The organism is Bdellovibrio sp. HCB288 (assembly GCF_047305935.1).
Lineage (GTDB): Bacteria > Bdellovibrionota > Bdellovibrionia > Bdellovibrionales > Bdellovibrionaceae > Bdellovibrio.
This window is the reverse complement of the sequence record NZ_CP178619.1, coordinates 2,376,724-2,395,772: the sequence shown is the minus strand read 5'-3', so window position 1 is coordinate 2,395,772 and position 19,049 is coordinate 2,376,724. Positions and strand designations below refer to the sequence as shown.

The 19,049-nt window shown below is 46.5% G+C and carries 18 protein-coding genes; 8 read left to right on the top strand and 10 right to left on the bottom strand.

Annotated elements, in window-relative coordinates:
• Window positions 1-35: 35 nt before the first annotated feature.
• Window positions 36-725 (bottom strand): flagellar brake protein, encoded by a 690-nt coding sequence (locus tag ACLVWR_RS11680; RefSeq protein WP_413580828.1) that lies wholly within the window; start codon window positions 723-725, stop codon window positions 36-38.
• A 3-nt stretch (window positions 726-728) separates the two neighbouring features.
• Window positions 729-2,213: a glycerol kinase GlpK gene (glpK, locus tag ACLVWR_RS11675; protein ID WP_413580827.1), complete on the bottom strand. Its 1,485-nt coding sequence runs from the start codon at window positions 2,211-2,213 to the stop codon at window positions 729-731.
• A gap of 35 nt (window positions 2,214-2,248) precedes the next feature.
• Here glpK and ACLVWR_RS11670 point away from each other — a divergent pair, with 35 nt between their 5' ends.
• On the top strand, window positions 2,249-3,019 hold the full coding sequence (locus ACLVWR_RS11670; protein WP_413580826.1) for a lysophospholipid acyltransferase family protein: 771 nt from the start codon (window positions 2,249-2,251) through the stop codon (window positions 3,017-3,019).
• Between the two features lie 21 nt (window positions 3,020-3,040).
• On the opposite strand, the gene ACLVWR_RS11665 is transcribed toward ACLVWR_RS11670, so the two are convergent.
• The 8 genes from ACLVWR_RS11665 to gpmA form a co-directional block, all read right to left on the bottom strand.
• On the bottom strand, window positions 3,041-3,223 hold the full coding sequence (locus ACLVWR_RS11665) for a hypothetical protein (protein ID WP_340599322.1): 183 nt from the start codon (window positions 3,221-3,223) through the stop codon (window positions 3,041-3,043).
• A 13-nt stretch (window positions 3,224-3,236) separates the two neighbouring features.
• Window positions 3,237-3,665, bottom strand: coding sequence for a hypothetical protein (locus ACLVWR_RS11660; protein ID WP_413580825.1), 429 nt, complete (start codon window positions 3,663-3,665; stop codon window positions 3,237-3,239).
• 108 nt (window positions 3,666-3,773) lie between these two features.
• Window positions 3,774-5,012 carry an imidazolonepropionase gene (gene hutI, locus ACLVWR_RS11655; protein ID WP_413580824.1) on the bottom strand — a complete coding sequence of 413 codons (1,239 nt, stop codon included), beginning with the start codon at window positions 5,010-5,012 and terminating at the stop codon, window positions 3,774-3,776.
• A 67-nt stretch (window positions 5,013-5,079) separates the two neighbouring features.
• Window positions 5,080-6,126, bottom strand: a complete 1,047-nt coding sequence (locus tag ACLVWR_RS11650; RefSeq protein ID WP_413580823.1) for a hypothetical protein — start codon at window positions 6,124-6,126, stop codon at window positions 5,080-5,082.
• A gap of 138 nt (window positions 6,127-6,264) precedes the next feature.
• Window positions 6,265-7,179, bottom strand: coding sequence for a hypothetical protein (locus ACLVWR_RS11645; RefSeq protein ID WP_413580822.1), 915 nt, complete (start codon window positions 7,177-7,179; stop codon window positions 6,265-6,267).
• 227 nt (window positions 7,180-7,406) lie between these two features.
• Window positions 7,407-7,970 (bottom strand): sugar O-acetyltransferase, encoded by a 564-nt coding sequence (locus tag ACLVWR_RS11640; RefSeq protein WP_413583499.1) that lies wholly within the window; start codon window positions 7,968-7,970, stop codon window positions 7,407-7,409.
• Between the two features lie 311 nt (window positions 7,971-8,281).
• Entirely contained in the window at window positions 8,282-8,713 is a 432-nt protein-coding gene (locus ACLVWR_RS11635; protein ID WP_413580821.1) for an Hsp20/alpha crystallin family protein, read from the bottom strand.
• A 201-nt stretch (window positions 8,714-8,914) separates the two neighbouring features.
• The gene (gene gpmA, locus ACLVWR_RS11630) at window positions 8,915-9,661 is read right to left on the bottom strand and encodes a 2,3-diphosphoglycerate-dependent phosphoglycerate mutase (protein ID WP_413580820.1); all 747 of its coding nucleotides are present in this window, start codon (window positions 9,659-9,661) and stop codon (window positions 8,915-8,917) included.
• 149 nt (window positions 9,662-9,810) lie between these two features.
• Here gpmA and ACLVWR_RS11625 point away from each other — a divergent pair, with 149 nt between their 5' ends.
• From ACLVWR_RS11625 to ACLVWR_RS11595, 7 genes are all read left to right on the top strand, one after another.
• Window positions 9,811-12,513: a 2-oxoglutarate dehydrogenase E1 component gene (locus ACLVWR_RS11625; RefSeq protein WP_413580819.1), complete on the top strand. Its 2,703-nt coding sequence runs from the start codon at window positions 9,811-9,813 to the stop codon at window positions 12,511-12,513.
• A gap of 12 nt (window positions 12,514-12,525) precedes the next feature.
• Window positions 12,526-13,815, top strand: a complete 1,290-nt coding sequence (gene odhB, locus ACLVWR_RS11620; protein WP_413580818.1) for a 2-oxoglutarate dehydrogenase complex dihydrolipoyllysine-residue succinyltransferase — start codon at window positions 12,526-12,528, stop codon at window positions 13,813-13,815.
• Window positions 13,816-14,129: 314 nt separating this feature from the next.
• Window positions 14,130-14,939: a hypothetical protein gene (locus ACLVWR_RS11615; protein ID WP_413580817.1), complete on the top strand. Its 810-nt coding sequence runs from the start codon at window positions 14,130-14,132 to the stop codon at window positions 14,937-14,939.
• Between the two features lie 189 nt (window positions 14,940-15,128).
• Window positions 15,129-15,539 carry a DoxX family membrane protein gene (locus ACLVWR_RS11610; protein WP_413580816.1) on the top strand — a complete coding sequence of 137 codons (411 nt, stop codon included), beginning with the start codon at window positions 15,129-15,131 and terminating at the stop codon, window positions 15,537-15,539.
• A 7-nt stretch (window positions 15,540-15,546) separates the two neighbouring features.
• The gene (locus tag ACLVWR_RS11605; RefSeq protein WP_413580815.1) at window positions 15,547-16,332 is read left to right on the top strand and encodes an SDR family NAD(P)-dependent oxidoreductase; all 786 of its coding nucleotides are present in this window, start codon (window positions 15,547-15,549) and stop codon (window positions 16,330-16,332) included.
• Window positions 16,333-16,513: 181 nt separating this feature from the next.
• Window positions 16,514-17,923 carry a dihydrolipoyl dehydrogenase gene (lpdA, locus tag ACLVWR_RS11600; RefSeq protein WP_413580814.1) on the top strand — a complete coding sequence of 470 codons (1,410 nt, stop codon included), beginning with the start codon at window positions 16,514-16,516 and terminating at the stop codon, window positions 17,921-17,923.
• A gap of 157 nt (window positions 17,924-18,080) precedes the next feature.
• The gene (locus ACLVWR_RS11595; RefSeq protein WP_413580813.1) at window positions 18,081-18,872 is read left to right on the top strand and encodes a hypothetical protein; all 792 of its coding nucleotides are present in this window, start codon (window positions 18,081-18,083) and stop codon (window positions 18,870-18,872) included.
• The last annotated feature ends 177 nt before the right edge of the window (window positions 18,873-19,049 follow it).

Sequence of the window (19,049 nt, the reverse complement as noted above, 5' to 3'; positions counted from 1 at the left end):
AAAAAAGCCCCTGCGAAGGGGCTTTTTATTGAGGACTATTCGTCCGATGAGAATTTGATAAATATCTCGCGCTGCAAATCGACCATCATACTTAACAGTCGGCTTTCCATGCGGGTGTCGACGTTTAGAAACTGCATCCCGGCGATCTGAATTCCATCCTTTAAAGAGGCAAAACGCACTTCCAGGTCAAAATCAATCGGACGACGAATTCCCAAGCGCATTGATCCTTGGACTTTATCTCCCACCTGAAGCGCCGGAAGCTCATGGGGAAAAGCGATCTTTAATCCGCCCGCGCTGACATCCAGAATCTTGGAATCCAGAAAGAATTTCTGCGCACCATGCTTGGTCAGTCTGAAAACCCCGTCATATTTTTTAGGCAAATCAATACGGGCATTCGCGCGACGTTGCAGTTGAAACAAATCCACATCAATTTTCAAGTGCGCCCAACCCGTGGAAAAACTCAACTCGGTACGAAAGAAATAGCGTTCATCTTTAAAGGCAAAGTTCACCATCACAGACTGGTTCTTTTCAAACAGCTGCGAATTGGAGGTGTGATGACACAGTAGATCCACATCTTTTTCCGTCTGCACCGCAATCAGATTGAAGAAAGAGTCATCATCCCCCTTCACATTGATCTGAAGTTTGTCGTGTGCAATTTCTCGAAACAGAAATTTCTTTTCAGAAACGGGCACTTTTTTAAAAATATTCTGTGTCATCTGAGCCATTCTTTACACTCTGCTTAAAGCTTCCTGCCAGCGCACATGTCGTGCTTTGCGGTCCTTCAATGACATTTTGACTTTAAATTCCCTGTCCGTCGCCCAAATTTTTCTGATTTCAATCATATTTTTCCACAAACCACACCCCAGTCCGGCCATAAATGCCGCCCCCAAAGCTGTCGTTTCCAAATTTTTAGGGCGAATGACGTTAACCCCCGTATAGTCGGCCTGCATCTGCATCAAAAGATCGTTGGCAGCTGCACCACCGTCAACACGAACTGATTTTAGCTTCTTACCCAGGTCCTTTTCCATCGTGACCAGAATATCCACGTTTTGCAAAGCCATCGCCTCTAAAGTGGCGCGCGCAATATGTGCCTTGGTTGAACCGCGGGTAAGTCCACAGATGACTCCGCGGGCATCGGGTTTCCAGTGAGGCGCACCCAGTCCCGTCAATGCCGGAACAAACTCCACCCCATCCGTGGTGTTGACTGTTTTGGCAAGGGCTTCGATCTCTGAAGACTGCTGAAACAACCCCAACCCGTCACGCAGCCACTGAACCGCAGCTCCGCAAACGAAGGCTCCACCCTCAAGGGCATAGGTCATATCACCATCTTTCAACTTCCACGCGACCGTGGTCAGAAGACGGTTCTTTGATTTCACCGCTTTCTTGCCGGTGTTTAGCAATAGAAAACTGCCGGTGCCGAAAGTACATTTGGAATCACCCAGGTCATAACAGGCTTGCCCAAACAATGCGGATTGCTGGTCACCCAGGATGCCGCAAATAGGGACTCCATCCGGCATAAATCCCAGTCCGCGCGTCACACCGAAGTCCGCGTTGGATGGGCAAATCTCTGGAAGCATGGCTTCCGGAACGCCGAATAGTTTCGTTAAATCCTCATCCCACCAGCCGGTGTGAATATTCATCAACATCGTTCGCGAAGCATTGCTGACATCTGTTTTGTGCGATTGACCTTGGGTCAAGCGGAACAGCAAATAGGTATCCACCGTCCCAGCCAACAGATCCCCGCTACGTGCGCGTTCTTTGGCGCCTTTTACGTTTTTCAAAATCCACTGAATTTTGGTTGCTGAAAAATACGGATCCAAGACCAGACCGGTTTTCGCGGTGATCATCTTCTCTTTTTTCGCCTTCTTCAGTTTTTCACATTGTGTTTTCGTGCGACGACACTGCCAAACGATGGCATTGTAAACGGCTTTGCCATTTTTCTTATCCCATACCATCACGGTTTCACGTTGATTGGTGATACCGATCGCTTTGATATCTGACGGTTTGATTTTCGCTTTCTCGATCGCCATTCGCATCGATCTCTGCGTCGTGTACCAAATGTCCTCAGGATCGTGCTCCACCCATCCTGGCTCCGGAAAAATCTGCTTAAAAGTTTCACGTGCTTCGGAGACAAGACCTCCGGCTTGATTGATAATACAGACTCTGGAGCTGGTTGTCCCTTGGTCGATCGCCATGATAAAACTAGAAGTCATATTTATTCACCTCAGGTTTAGGTATAGGAATAATCATGAAGAATTTCCTGCAGAAACCCAACGAAAAAATTTTCGGCTTGAAGAACCTCGACAAGGACACTTTGATCTTTCGAGTCTTGCCGCGTTTTCTGTTGGAAATCCTTCGTAAGTATTTCCGCATGGAGATCCTGGGAGCCGAAAACATCCCCCGCCGTGGTTCCGTCGTTATTGCTCCCAATCATTCCGGTTTTTCAGGTTTTGATGCATTTTTGCTGGGCCACATCGTTCAGGAAGAAGGCAAACGCGTGCCGCGCGTGCTTACCCATCATTTTTGGTTCCTGACAGAAACCACTGCGATCCCGGCCCACAAAATGGGTTTCACTGAAGCGACTTACGAAAATGGCGTGAATGCGCTTAAAAAAGGAAATGCCATCGTCCTTTTCCCCGAAGGTGAAGCGGGAAACTTCAAACCCACCACCAAACGCTACCAACTGCAGGAGTTCAAACGTGGTTTCGTGCGCATGGCGCTGGAAACCCAATCCCCGATCGTGCCTGTGGTAATTTTGGGAGCGGAGGAAACTCACATCAATTTGAAGAAGTTGAAATTCACGAAGTTCCTGAAAGGCTCTGTTATACCACTGCCTTTGAATATTCTGCCGCTGCCGGCAAAGTGGCGCATTCGCTTCCTGGAACCCATTCATTTGCCGTATAAACCCAGCGCCGTCGATGACGCCGAACTGGTGCATGAAATCGCCCAGGACATTCAGGAAAAAATGCAAGCCGCCATCGAAGAAGAGATCAGCCAACGAGGCAATCCGTTCCTCTAGTGAATTCACGAGATTTAAATATTATTTGTTTGAATCGGGAACATCGGCCCCGACAGCCAAAAGAATCGACTGCCACTTCGAGGTCAAAGCGCCAGGATCGTCAGGATTACGACTGACGAGTTGGCTGACTAAAAGAGCCGCCACACCTGTTGCAATGACGAGGAGGAGCACGTACTCCACCACGATCTGACCACGTTTATTCATAGGGATAATAGTATCACAGTTCCTGAAGGCTGGTAGAACGAACTAGACTAGCTGGCTTCCAGTTGTTCATTGTCATGCGCAAGGTCTCGATCAATAGATCCAGATTCTCATCTTCGAGCGGTCCACGTAATCCGATGACCACATCCTCACCCCATTTTTCAACTTCAAGAGGATTCTCGGATTTGGCGTTTTCGAAGGATAATTGGAAACTGTCAGAAGTCGGATAAATCATCACCAGAATATTGGCGCCAGATGCTTTGGCTGCCTCTTTGGCTTTCGCTGTTTCTTGAACCAGCTGTTGTTGCACCATGAAGTAAATTTTCAAAGCCAGTGCTTCATGAAACTGCGCAAAGTAAATGCGTACCGGGCCGTCGAATATAGCGCTGTTAAACGCAGGATTAAAATATTTCGACTGCATCAATGTCGTATATGATGATCTCACTAGTTGCTCCCCCCCCGGTCACAACACAAGACTAGAAAGAAAAGAGCACAGAGTTCAAACAAAAATTTATAAAAGATGTAAGATTCTTAAATTTCGTGACGCAACGGATTATTCAAGACTGTCATAGATCTTCTTTCCTCGAGAGAAAACCATCTTTTGAGGTCGCTCACCGACACTATAGAATAGACAATCCCAACTCTGGTCAATGCACAAAATATCAGCAGACTTGCCAACTTCCAACGAACCCACTTCGTTTTGCATATTCAGCGCGTGAGCCGCACCCATTGTGTAGGCGCCGATCACCTGTGGCAATGTCATCTTCATTTCCAGGCGCGCCAGCAACCCCACCAAATTCAAATCCTGAGTCGGCGAAGTCCCCGGATTAAAATCCGTCGCCAGAGCCACGCGTGCCCCCGCCTCGATCAATTCCTTGGCTGGAGGATACTTGGTCCGAGTGTACAAATCCGCTGCCGGCAACATCACACAAGTGACCTCTGACTTCGCAAGATTTTTGATCTCTTTGTCTGTGATCTGTAAAAGATGATCTCCTGACAAAGCACCCAGCTTCACCGCGAGGTCCGCGCCGCCCGACAATGTCATTTGATCGGCGTGAATTAAAATTTCAAAGCCCAGCTGTTGCGCTTTACGCAGATATTTTTCGGAAGCCTCCAGAGGGAAAAAGCCTTTTTCAATGAAGACATCCACGCGGTTCGCGAGCTTTTTCTTTTTCACTTGAGGCAAAACGACATCACCCAGATGCTCCAGGTAACTTTCATAAGTTTTGAATTCCGGCGGCAATGCATGAGCCCCCAGGAAGGTCGCCACTGTGCGCGCTCCACTGAGCTTTTGCACGCTTTGCAAAACTTTAAGTTCATCTTTCAAATTAAGTGCATATCCGGATTTAATTTCAACCGTCGTCACACCCTGGGACACAAAGTGATCCAGGCGCTGCTGTCCTGTGCGCACCAGGTCTGCGACAGAAGATTGGCGGGTGTTTTTCATAGTCGACAAAATCCCGCCACCTTTGGCAGCGATTTCCTGATACGACACTCCCTGATTGCGCATTTCAAATTCCGCCGCACGATTGCCGGAGTATATCAAATGCGTGTGGCACTCGACAAAACCTGGCAGCACGGTCAAACCTTTGGCGCTGAATTCTTTGATTTTTGATTTCGCAAAAGATTTGGGAACTTTCCCGGAAGCCCCCACCCATTGAATGACACCTTTATCGATAAGTATTGCCTGTTTTTGGGCAATGCCCAAATCAGCTTCAGTCACACGGCGGCCCTCTTTGGAAGCAGCCCCCGCCATAGTCAATAGAGTGGAAATATCACGAATTAAAATCATGCCCTAAGGTAACAGTTCCCTTTTCGGAACGCAACGCGTTCCGAAAAGGGAACTGTTACCTTACCAATTAATTTTTAAATTCCATATTCGGCAAAAGGACCTTTATGGGAGCGGAACCCTTGAATAGAACTTCATAAAAGTTGAATTCAATTCCAATGTAAAGGTTTGATGATTGGGACAGTTTCTGAAGATTTGCCACGTCGATGGTGATCTTTAAAATCTCGCCATTTCCACTGTATTCTTTAGCCAAGGCTTCTATGTTGCTGAAGAAAAATCGTTCGGGTGCATTTTCACCGCTTTCATAGCGTGCTTCAGTCAACACATCCGCCAATTCTTTTTGCTCGACTGCAGAGAGAGGCTTTTTTAGGCTTTCCAGTGCGGATGAATACAGCTGTTTGGATTTTTCTCCAGAACTGCTTTCGGCATAGGAACTGACTAACTCAGAAAGGACTCTGGCGTCGCTTTTTTGTAACTGTCCGTCGCTTAAAACCATCAGGCCTTTTAAAAATGTGACTTCATTTGGGCTGCGAAATCCCCGATAAAGCGTGATCGTATTCCCAGATATATTTTGTAAATGTTGAATAAGGCGTTCTTGCGAACCTGTCGTGTGAGCCTTGTATGTGCCCGACTGTGGCTGCCACTCCAACCATGTTTGCTTTTGAATAAAATCAGAAAATGGCGCGATTTGTTCACCACTGTTGATTTGTCTTAGGCGCTGGCGATAATAGCCTTCGCCAAAGACATCACCTTGGGCCATCACTAAACTGCGATCAAGGCGTCCACCACCCCAATCATGAGAATTAAAGATCGTAACAATTTCAGTTTTACTTCTTTCAAAAGTTGCAGGCTCAAAAGATTTGTCGACAAAAATACGGGCGTCATTACTTTTGCTATAAGCGAAGACCTCGCCTCCGGAACCATCCAAGGTTACCAAATTTCGAGCCTCATCCTTGGTTAAAGTAGCGATCTGCTCCAGCAGGCTGACAACAGCTGACTGCTTAGATCGGGCTGCGAAAATAGTACTGCAAGAGAGGCCGGCAGCCCCGGAATGCAGCGGAACAGCTATGGCAACTACTTGTACAGCTATAAACCAGATGGATAGACTTCTTTTCATAATAAGCCTGGTTGCGAAAAATGTGCCCCCTAGGCGGCTTATATAAATGCACTCGTGTGGGCTATTCGGTTAAAGAAACAAACAGCTATCGACAATTGTCACTTTTCAGCCTCTGTTCGGCCAAGATGGGGCAAAAATTTATTCCGCTAAAATGAATTTACTTGCTGGGTCTATTTTAAGTTCTAAATATTTAGGGAGCATGGATTTCAGAATTTGATCCACTTTTTGATAGGCGTCGTGTTCGCTGACTCCCCAATCCGAGTTTTGAAAGTGCCATAAAATTGAATTCCATTGAGTGAAATAGTACAACGAACACTCGTCCTGGATGTCGGACTGATGAAACTGTTCAATAGATCTTCCGGTTTCATCTAAAAGTATTCTGGCCTCTGCTGATACATCTCTTTTCTTATTTAATGAAATGGCCTGGAGCTGTTTTTGGATGGATTTAATTCCTTCGTAAAGCGTTCCAGCTTCGCATTTCTTGTTCAGACTTTTAAAATCACCATTACAACTATAGTATTTGATATTGCGGTCTTCTCTAGAGATGTCACCGGCATAAAGAGATTTTTGAATGTTGCTGATAGAGTAATACGTATATGGCAAATATTTCTTGCGATCATCTTGGCTAAACTTTTCGGTCTTGTAGAAGGCCGCTGGAGATCCTTTTTCGAAAACACTATCGTTTTCAAGAACAACCACAGCGTGTGCTATGGAATTAGCAAAATTCAGATAAGGAGTGCCGATTATCAAAATATCACCAGACGCGGGTTTTCCTTTGTTTTCATAACAGGAATAAGCCAGATAATATTTCAATTCCATTGTGCTTGTTTGATAAAGGTAGTCTGTGAAGCCACTGATATATGAAGCCGCATTATAACAATTAGGACCGTCGTGGTACGTTTGCTGACCGACTAGATCTTGAATTTTTTGAATTTGAACTTCACTTAGCGCTGCCTGCGAGTATTCAGAAAAAATAAAAAAGGAAATAAATACGCCAATTGCTGTGATGAGCTTTTTGGCCGCCAACTGTTTGTTTGTGCATAACCTCGGCATAACTTCCTCTGTAGTCATTAATTTAGCAGGAAGAATGCCAACTTCTAACAGAACGAAGAGGCTTTGGCGGTGCCTTGGACAGGAAATGTCATCAGGGTGATTAAATCATCCTCGTATCAAAATGAGACGCACTTTGTGCTATCAGCATGCCCCACATCAACTCACTGCAGAACCGCAGCGGTTCCGCAGCGCAATACAATAAGGAAACTGATAGCTCTGGAAAGGAACTAATCTAGTTGTCTAATTATTCTTGCGGGGTTTCCGACGGCTAAAACATTTGCCGGCAGACTTTTGGTAACCACAGAACCCGCACCCACTACCGAATTCTCACCAATCGTAACACCGGGACAGATAATGGCGTTTCCGCCAATCCAGACATTGTTTCCGATGGTAATGGGATGAGCTGATTCAAGTCCGCTTTTGCGAGTTTTTGCCTCTAAAGGATGAGTTGCAGTATAAAACTGCACGCCTGGAGCAATCTGACAGTCTTCCCCGATGGTGATTTTATTGCAGTCTAAAAAAACCGCGTTGAAGTTAATAAATGTGCGTGATCCGACGGAAATATTGAAGCCGTAATCAACTTGAATCGGAGGGCGAACCACCACCCTCTCCCCGACGCTTCCGAAAATTCGACTTAAAAGACTGCTCCGTAATTCTGCATCAGCGGGGCTTGATTGATTGTATTCCATGACTTCTTGTTGCGCTAAAACTTGCTCTGCTTGCAAGGCCGTATCCGCCATATAAAGCTCGCCCGCCAGCATTTTTTCTTTTTGCGTTCTCTCTTTTTCCATCATGCCCCCAGAAAGTTCATTTTGCTTGAAGGGAGATGCTTCAGCCATGAAAAACACCATGTAACACAGCACTCTTTCGAGTGCTGCTTCGGAATTCTTAGCTAAAATTTGATGATTGATAAGGCAGGTCTGTGGAACTTCGAGGCCTGAATGTAAGGTTCGAAGGGATGGAGAGAGTAACAAAAAACGTGTAGAGGAAGGTTCGGGAGGAATGACAGCGGCCCCTGGAGTTGAAGACTCCATCAGACTTGCCTTACCAACCTCAAACTTTAGCTAAGAATTCCCTCCGCTTTCGCGGAGGGCTTATTAAATTATTGCACTTTAATCGAGCGGCTTTTTGTGCCTTCGGCTTTTGGCAAAGTCACAGCCAGCACGCCGTCCTTATAGGACGCCTCGATTTTGTCGCCGGCGACATGCACTGGCAGACTGAAAGTTCGCTGGAATTTTCCATACGAGCGCTCGGAGTATTTCTTATCTCCGGCTTCTTTCATTCTTTCGCCTGAAATAGTCAGAACGTTGTCGGCCATTTCAATTTTGATGTCTTCTTTTTTAAAGCCCGGTAAATCCGTGGTTACGATATAGGCGTTTTCATTTTCCTCAATGTCGACTGAGGGTGAAAAATCCATCGTTGCACGAGCGGGAGTGAAACCGCGATCAACATCATTAAAGAACTCTTCAAATTGACTGAAGATATCGTTGGATGGGCGACGGTTGGACCATGGTGATAATGAACGCATTGACATAAAATCCTCCTAATAAATTCAAAATTGCTCTGACATTGTCAGAGAGCTTTTAGCTTAAAATCGAGGAAGCTTCCGGATCACTTCTCATAATTAACTATGGAACCGATCCAAAAACTGTCAAGGCGGGTTCAAAAAAAAGGGGGATTTCTTAAAATCCCCCAATGAAAACTAATTTTAGTCTTAACTTAGATGCCGACGAAATTATTTCGCTTTACCCTGATTTGCGACAGCTTCCATCGCCGCCTTTACTTCATCCGGGTCCCCAACAAACTCTTTGCCGATCACTTTCAGATCTTTATCGAGTTCGTACACTAGCGGAATTCCGGTTGGCATATTTACGCCCATGATCTGATCCGGTGTCATATTTTCAAGGTGTTGCATCAAAGCACGCAAACTGTTGCCATGGGCCACGATTAGGACTTTTTGGCCGGATTTGATTTTAGGAGCAATAGTTTCGTTCCAAAGCGGCAGGAAGCGCGCAACCGTCTCTTTAAGGGATTCTGCGCTGGGCAAAAGTCCCGGAGGCACATTTTTGTAGCGCGGATCGTGCGAAGGATGACGGGGATCATTGTTTTCCATAGCCGGTGGCATAACATCGTAACTGCGACGCCAGATCTTAACTTGTTCTTCCCCATGACGGGCTGCAGTTTCTGCTTTGTTAAGTCCCTGAAGAGCGCCGTAGTGACGTTCGTTCAAGCGCCATTCTTTGTGGACAGGAAGCCACACTTGATCGATCTCGTCCAAAACGAAATTGAGGGTTTTAATCGCGCGTTTTAGTACGCTTGTATAAGCAATATCGAATTGGAAGCCTTTTTCGTGGAGTGATTTGCCTCCTTTTGCAGCTTCGGCACGACCTTTTTCGGAAAGATCAACGTCTTGCCAACCTGTGAAGCGATTCTCTTGATTCCAAACACTTTCACCGTGTCGAATTAGCACCAACTTATACACGCTTAAACTCCTTCTATTTCAATAAAATCAGAGCTATCATGACAGTGCTTGCTTGAATATGAAAACTCTCGATTTTTGCTATGCATTAACGCGTTACAAATGCGCGAGTTTTTGGAAAAAACAAGGTTCTGCGTAAAGTGAGGAATTCCGTGAACAACAATGGTATCAACAGTTCAAATCTTGAATACATTGAAGCCCTGTATGGTGACTTCAAAACTAAGCCTGAAACTCTCGCTCCAGAGTGGAGAAGTTTCTTTGAAGGAGTAGAGTTTGCTCAATCTGGCAAATTCGGGATGTCCGACAAAGAGCTATCAGTCTTTCAGTTGATTCAAGCTTACCGCGCACAAGGACATCTTGAAGCGGATTTGAATCCTCTTTACAAACCACAGGCGAACGAAGCTTTAAATCTTAAAACATTTGGTCTTAGTGACAAAGATTTGAATGCAAAATTTCAAATCGGCGCTTTGGTCGGAAAACAAAATGCCACATTGGCAGAGCTGATCGCTCACCTGCAAAAAGCTTTCTGCGGTAAGATTGCTTTGCAAGCTTCCGATGCGACAGCTGCTGAATACAAATGGCTTTTGCAGGAGTTTGAAACTCCGTCCTTTAAACTTTCTTCTGAAGAAAAGAAAAACGTTCTGGCTTCTTTGACGAAGGCCGAGACTTTGGAAAAATTCGTTCACACCCGTTACGTGGGAACAAAGCGCTTCTCGGTTGAGGGTGCTGATTCAGTTCTGGCGATGATGGACACTGTGGTCGAGCGCGGCTCTGCTGTGGGCGTAAAAGAGATCCACATGGGTATGGCCCATCGTGGCCGCGTGAACATGCTGGTAAATTTCTTTGGCAAAGGTGAAGAGTACGTCTTTGGTGATTTCAATGGTCCATTGGAACTTGAAAAACCAATCGAAGATTTCGATGGCGACGTAAAATACCACTTGGGATATAAATCCGAGAAAAAAGCTGCCAACGGCTCTTCTGTTAAAACTACATTGGCTTACAATCCTTCTCACCTGGAAACTGTGAACGCGGTTGCTCTGGGTATCACTCGCGCCTCTCAAGACTTGAATGGTGGCGATCGCAAGGGTGCTGTCTGCGTGTTGATTCACGGGGACGCGGCTTTCGCTGGTCAAGGCATCATCCAGGAAACAATGCAAATGGCGGCAGTTCATTCGCATACCACTGGCGGAACAATCCATATCATCATCGACAACCAAGTGGGTTTCACGACGGGCTCGAAAGACGCCCGCTCCACTCGCTATGCTTCCGATGCTGCGAAAATGACTTTCACGCCAGTACTTCACTGTAACGGTGACGATGTTGAATCCTGCGTGCGTGCGATGGACATCGCCGTTCGCTACCGTCAGCAATTCGGCAAAGACGTGGTTGTGAATTTGATCTGCTACCGTAAATACGGTCATAACGAGGGTGACGAACCTGCTTTCACACAGCCATTGATGTATGATTTGATCAAAGCTCACCAAACAGTTCGCGAAATCTATGCTGCGAAACTGGCTGGTGAAAACAGCGTGGATCAAAAAACAGCGGACGAGCTTTACCAAAAAGCGATGGATCGCCTGCAACAGATTTTTGAAGACACTAAAAAAGCGGCTCCGAAACTTAAGAACTTCAAGTTCGAAGGCAACTGGTCAGGACTTCGCAAAGGTGTTGAAGCCGATGCTGATAAACCTGTGAACACGGGCTTTGATTTGGCGAAGCTAAAACAGATCGGTGAAAAAGCCGCTTCCTACCCTGCTGACTTTACCCCGCATCCAAAGTTAATCAAACTTTTGGAAAGCCGCAAAGACATGGCTTCCGGTAAAACGGCGGTTGACTGGGGCATGGGTGAGCTTCTTGCCTATGGTTCTTTGCTTTCTGAAGGCAAGTCCGTTCGTTTGACTGGTGAAGACTGCGTGCGTGGTACTTTCACTCACCGTCACGCGGGTATGTACGATGTAAAAACAAACAAAGCTTTCTTCCCATTGGCTGATACAAATCCGAAAGCAAAACTTTTGGCGGCAGAATCCATTCTGTCTGAGTACGGCGTGATGGGTTACGAATACGGTTACACGGTTCAGGATCCAAACACTTTGGTGATGTGGGAAGCTCAGTTCGGTGACTTCGTCAATGGCGCGCAAATCGTGATTGACCAGTACATCGCAGCGGCAGAATCCAAATGGCAGCAAATGTCCGGCTTGGTTCTTTTGCTTCCTCACGGTTACGAAGGTCAGGGACCAGAGCACAGCTCGGCCCGTCTTGAGCGCTTCTTGCAAAGCTGTGCTTTGTACAACATGCAAGTGTGCAATCTGACGACGCCGGCACAGATCTTCCATGCGCTTCGCCGTCAAGTGGTTCGCGATTTCAGAAAACCACTGGTAATCATGACGCCAAAATCTTTGTTGAGACATCCAAAAGCTGTTTCACCAATTGAGGATCTGGCTAACGGAACATTCCAACCGGTTCTTGCAGATAACACGGACAAATCCAAAGTGGATACAGTGGTGTTTGTTTCCGGTAAGTTCTACTATGAACTTCTGGATGAAAGAGAAAAATCCAAAAAGGATAACATCGCCCTGGTTCGCCTTGAGCAGATCTATCCATTCCCAGCTCGTCAAGTTTCTGAAATCCTTAAGGGCTACCCTAAGGCGAAGACACTTATCTGGGCTCAGGAAGAACCAAAAAATATGGGTGCCTTCCAGCACGTCTACTTCAAGTTCATTGAAGTGGTGCAAAAAGCTGGATTGCAACTGCGTTTTGAGTATGCGGGCCGACCAGAGAAAGCGTCGCCAGCTGTGGGCTCTATCCACAGACACAAAACGGAACAAGCTGACATTATTAAAAGCATCTTTAGCTAAAGGATATGCAACATGAAACAAGAGATTAAAGTTCCCGCAGTAGGCGAATCGATCACTGAAGCGACGATTGGCAGCTGGACGAAAAAATCCGGCGACTTCGTAAAACGTAACGAAGTGTTGATGCTTCTTGAAACTGATAAAGCGAGCGTTGAAGTTGTCGCTGAAAACGACGGTGTTTTGACTATCCTTCCTGGCAGCGAAGCCGGTGCAACGGTATTAATCGGTGCGACTGTGGCTACCTTGGATACAGACGCAAAAGCTTCTGCAGGTGCCCCTGCGGCAGCTCCAGCGGATAAAGGCTCTGTACCTCCGCCGCCGCCTGCTCAACCAGCAGCACAAACATCAGCTTCCCCATCTGCAGCTCCGGCAGCAGCTGGTTCGAATCCAAATCTTTCTCCGGCGGTACAAAGAATCGTGACTGAAAACCAGATCGATCCTTCACAAGTCGCGGGCACTGGTAAAGACGGTCGTTTGACTAAGGGAGATGTTCTTGGGGCAACTCCGGGTTCTGCAAGTAAACCTGCAGCAGCCGCAGCTTCTGCTGCGCCAGCAAAAGCTGCCGCTCCGACAGTGGTTCCGGTGGCAACAGGTCCTTCGAAACAAGGCGATAAAAAACTTGTTCCGATGACGACTATTCGTAAGCGTATTTCTGAAAAACTAAAAGAAGCGCAGAACACTGCCGCACTTCTGACGACTTTCAACGAAATCGACATGACGAAAGTGATGGAGCTTCGTGCGAAGTACAAAGACAAGTTCAAAGAAAAATACGGAATCAACCTTGGCTTCAACGGCTTCTTTGTAAAAGCCTCTGTTGAAGCTTTGAAAGCCTTCCCTGCAGTGAATGCATGGATCACTGGCACCGACGTCGAATACCACAACTACTACAACATCGGTATCGCTGTATCGACAGAGAAGGGTTTGATGGTTCCAAACGTGAAGGATGCAGATACTTTGTCTTTGGCTGGTATTGAACTGGCGATTCGTGATTTGGCAGCTAAAGGTCGCGATGGCAAGATCTCTCCAAACGATTTGGGTGGCGGTACTTTCTCCATCACAAACGGTGGCGTGTTCGGTTCATTGCTCTCAACTCCAATCGTGAACTTCCCACAATCAGCAATCATGGGACTTCATAAAATCCAAGACCGCCCAATGGCGATCGACGGTAAAGTTGAAATCCGCCCAATGATGTACGTGGCTTTGACTTACGACCATAGAATCATCGACGGTAAAGAAGCCGTTAGCTTCCTGGTTAAGATCAAGGAGCTTGTTGAAGATCCTGAAAGACTGCTACTAGAAGTATAAAATCATAAACCCCGCGCACTCCGCGGGGTTTTATTTTTTCGATAATAACATTTCAAAAATTCGATCACGTTAACTATTCAGATTACGACTCTTCAAAAATATTTTTAAAATTTCCCTTATATGCAGTGATTACTTAGCACCGAATGTTTTTGTTTCTATCTAAACTCTGATCGAAATATTTCGAGTTCCACTTTGATACTCACTCAATTCGAATTAATTCAGTTCTCGCGACGTCCTGTAAAATGTTTGGGCAAAATGAGCCAGACTTAAGTCATGAAAGCTCCCGCCGATAGTTCCACCTGCTTGGAGGCACTATGGGAACATTGGGTACAAAGGTAATTTTAGTAGGCTTGGCTTTTGGTAGCATGGTCGCATGCAGTCCGAAAACTCAATATGACAATTTCATCGCGGATCAAGGCTACATCCCGTTTCAACAGCCTTTGGCAGATGTGGGCGTGGGTTCATTGCTGTCTGGTTCACCAGAACAGCTGCGCTTGGTGTCTCCGTCAAAAACATGCTTCCCATCAACATTTGAAGGGATGCCGACAAATCTTTATCAAACCACAGCGGCTGAAATGCCAGACATCGCCAAAAACATGTCAATCAGCGCCGGGATGGACGCGAATATTATCGCGGGGAACGGAACTCCCCTTTTTAAAATCAAGACAGGCTTCACCAAACTAAAAACTTTGGATGTGCACATCGAGGGTGCAACGGTGGAGTACCTGGACGAGTTGGCATTTTACGACTGGGTTTATTCGCCCTACTTCCCACAAGCTTGCATGAACTATCTGACCAAAAGTGGCAGCTTCATTCGTCAGGCCTTAAGAGTCGACCGAATGAGCTTCCAATTTAAAGACTCCAAAGGTGGTTTGATTGCCTTGAACACGGGAATCATCGAGGAAATCGTCGACTTCGAAGTGGATGTTAAATGGGAAATCACAAATAGCTACACTCTAACTATCAAAACTCCCAAATATGTCGGTTATCACCTGGCCAAAGTGGATCCACAAAATCCAGGCACCGTGGCCTACATCGCCAGCGACCTGACCAAGAAAGGTCAATTCGACTTCATCGCCGTACAAACCTACACCGACACCCGCGGCCTAGTCTCCTCCTACTAACCGCCGCCCGGACACCCTCCGGAAAAGCGCCTGAAATGTGGCTGCCGGTTTTTCGACGCGCACTGCGTAGCAACGAAGACCGCCCCAGCCTCCGCCAGAGGCAAAAAGCACATTTTGGATCAAAAGGCGCCTGGCGCCTTTTGGATTTATTGAAATGGGTCTACTATTGTTCTGAGTAGGAGACCTTTCATGAATTTAAATCATCAGGATATTGCTGTTTCTATTTTGCGGATTGCTTTGGGGATTAACATTTTTCTTCATGGCGTGGTTCGCTTCGGTGCTAACTACAGCAAATTCATCACTTGGATCACGGACACCTTTAAGGACGCTCCTCTGCCGCAATGGTCGGTTGTGGCTTTTGCTTATGCAATACCTCCGCTTGAGGCGGCCATTGGTCTTTTGTTAATTTTGGGTCTATTCACTTTTCCAACACTGATCGCGGGACTTGCCGTTATGATTATGCTCATGGCGGGAAGCTGTCTGATTCAAAACTGGGACTTCGTGGGAATCCAAATGATTTACATCCTGCTTTATTCCGTGGTTTTGTTTTTCCTGAACTACAACCACTACTCCATCGACGTGATCGTCAGAAAAAGATAGGTGAAGCATGAGCAACAAATTAGCATTAGTCACTGGCTCCACAGCGGGAATCGGATTCGCAATTGCACAATGCCTTTCCAAAAAAGGTTTCAATGTGATCATCAATGGACGCTCCGAAGAACGTGTCAATAGCGCCATCAACGAACTGATTAAAACCGGCGCAAACAAAGCCTCCCTTCACGGCGTCGCCGCAGATCTTACCACTACTGCCGGCACATCAAAATTGATTGAGAATTTTCCGGAAGTGGACGTCCTGGTAAATAATTTTGGTATCTTTGAACCGAAAGAGTTCGCCGACATCACGGATGCGGACTGGGAAAAAATGTGGAATGGAAATTTCATGTCAGGCGCACGCCTGTCCCGTCACTACTTCCCACGCATGCTTAAGAAAAACACAGGCCGCGTGATTTTCATCTCCAGCGAATCCGCGATGCAAATCCCGACTGAAATGATTCACTACGGAGTTTCAAAGACAGCGCAAGTGGCCCTGGCCCGCGGCATGGCCGAAGTGGCGACGCGCACGAATGTTACTGTGAACTCTGTTTTGGTCGGCCCGACAAAATCCGAAGGTGTGGGGACATTCCTGAAACAACTGGCTGAAAAAGATGGACTGACCGAAAAACAGGTGGAAGAGGGGTTCTTTAAAACAGCTCGCCCGACTTCGATCATTCAAAGGTTTATCCGTACGGAAGAGATCGGCAATGCAGTGGCTTTCCTAGCATCTGACGAAGCCTCAGCCATCACCGGCTCCGCAATGAGAGTCGACGGTGGTTTGCTTAAGACTATGGTATAAGATCCAATGCCCGAAGAAGCCCCTAAGTATCTGTAATTTGGTTGTTTTTTCACAATACATCATGACGCGTGTCATGAATTCTAAGTGACCACCAGTGCTAATATAGGTATAAATGGTACGGACTTACTTGCAGAGGTAAGTCCGTACCTGTGCACTGTGTTCATCAAAGGAATTTACATTTATGGCAGACAATCAATTTGATCTTATTGTTATCGGTTCTGGTCCCGGGGGATATGTGGGCGCAATTCGTGCGGCTCAACTGGGGCTTAAAACTGCGGTTGTTGAAAAAGACAAAACTTATGGCGGCACTTGCTTGAATGTAGGTTGCATTCCTTCCAAAGCTCTTCTTGAAAGTTCCGAGCACTACCAAGCAGCTCAACATGATTTCGCTGCTCACGGTATCAAAGTTCCAAAGGTGGAGCTTGATCTTGAAACGATGCTGGGTCGCAAAGACAAAGTAGTTAAAGCCAACACTGATGGCATCAGCTTCCTATTCAAGAAGAACAAAATCACAGGCTTTAATGGTTTTGGTAAAATCCTGGGAGCAGGCAAAGTCGAAGTGAAAGGTGACGACGGCAACACACAAGTGTTGACGACAAAAGCCATCTTGATCGCTTCCGGCTCTGTACCGGTTGAATTGCCCTTCTTGAAATACGACGAAAAAAGAATCGTTTCCAATACTGGTGCCCTGGTCATTCCTAAAGTGCCAAAAACAATGATCGTTGTTGGTGGCGGTGTGATCGGTCTTGAACTGGGTTCTGTATGGCAACGTCTGGGTGCTGAAGTGACAGTGATCGAGTACACCAACCGTCTGGGTGGCCCTACTGATCAAGACTGCATGACTGTTCTTAAACGCAACTTGGAAAAAGAAGGCATGAAGTTCCTTCTTTCCACTAAAGTAACTGGCTCCAACGTTGTTGGTGACGGCGTTGAAGTGACTTATGAATCTTTGACAGACGGCAAAGCGACGACGGCAAAAGCTGAAGTGGTGCTTGTGGCGACAGGTCGCAAACCATTCACAACAGGCTTGGGACTTGAAGACGCTGGCATCCAAAAAGATCCACAAGGTCGCATCACCGTGGACAACCACTACCAAACAACAGTTCCGGGCATCTATGCGATCGGTGACGTTATCGCGGGCCCAATGCTTGCTCACAAAGCGGAAGAAGAAGGTGTTGCGGTTGCAGAAATGCTGGCTGGTGGCGCAGGTCACGTAAACTACAACACAGTTCCGGGCGTGATTTACACTCACCCTGAAGTGGCAACAGTTGGATTGACGGAAGAGCAATGCAAAGAAAAAGGCATCGAAATTAATGTGGGCAAATTCCCGTTCATGGCCAATGGTCGTGCTCGTGCGAAGGGCTTCACAGAAGGTTTCGTGAAAATCATCGCGGATAAGAAGACAGACAAAATCCTGGGCGCCCACATGGTGGGACCAAGTGTTTCTGAGCTGATCCACGAAGTAATCGTTTGTATGGAGTTCGGCGGCAGCAGCGAGGATCTGGCTAGATCCTTCCACGCCCACCCGACTTTGTCTGAGGTTGTGCGTGAAGCAGCCCTTGCGGTTGAAAAACGCGCTCGTCAGATGTAATTGCTTTCAAAAATGTGAAGTCTATACGAAGCCCTCGGAAACCCCGGGGGCTTTTTTACTTTAAGATACCGGCAAAACAACCAAACAAGTCCAGTTTCATTCGACAAACTTTATACCCGTACCCCTTATTGTTAACATTGGTTAAAAGAGGGACTGTATGAAACTAAAGATCGCTTTAATTGCAGCTTCAACGCTGGCATTTTCAATCGCATCCGCAGAAAACGTAGCCGTTATTAATGGAAAAAAATATACCTGTAAAGACGGCGCAAGTCTTTCGATTAGCAAGGGTGTCGCGGTCTGTGATGGCGAAGTCATTCAACCCGATTCTACTTCAGAAGAAATTGCTGCAGATGTTTTAGATTCTGCGCTTGAAAAGGGACCGGTCACTGTAAAAAAGAAGTCTGACACAATCATCGTAAAAAGGAAATCTGACACAAAGAAAGCGAAATCTCCTCTTGCGAAACTTGATGCTGAGACCCTAAGAAAGAAAACGTTCCAAGCCGTGAACCAAACAGTTTCGGCTGAAGATTTTCCGCAAAAATGTATCGCTAAATACAGCATCTCATCCAAGGAAACTACTCGCCGAACACAAGGCACTCCTGAAGAAATCGCTGCGGCTGTTGAAAAGGGAAAAGCAGAAGGACTGTCAACAGACGAACTATTGGAAAGAGCAAAAGCTGCATACTTGGGGAATGGCAAGAAAACGACCCAGCAACTTACAGCTACGCTGATCTACAAACAAGGTGGAGTGATTAAAAAGGACGTTATCATGGATCTGGAAGCATCCGTGGAAGACGCTTCTGATCTGATCACGAACATGAAAGATGTCATGAGCGAATTCAATGACCGCTACTGCAAAGAATTCCGCAATGAATCGGAATCAGAATCCGACAGTGCACCGACACAAAACAACAGCAACAAAGGCAGCAGTCGACCGGCCGTTCAATAGTTTCGCCCAACAATAAGAATTCACAAGCCCTCGGACAACCGGGGGCTTTTTTTTGTTTTCCCCTTTTGCAAAACTACATCACTAAATCTGATTACAAACATGACGGCCTTTGAGGAAATAGGCTGAGGTGGTAACCATGAGATTGATTGCGGCAATTACACTGCTCCTGGGATTTCA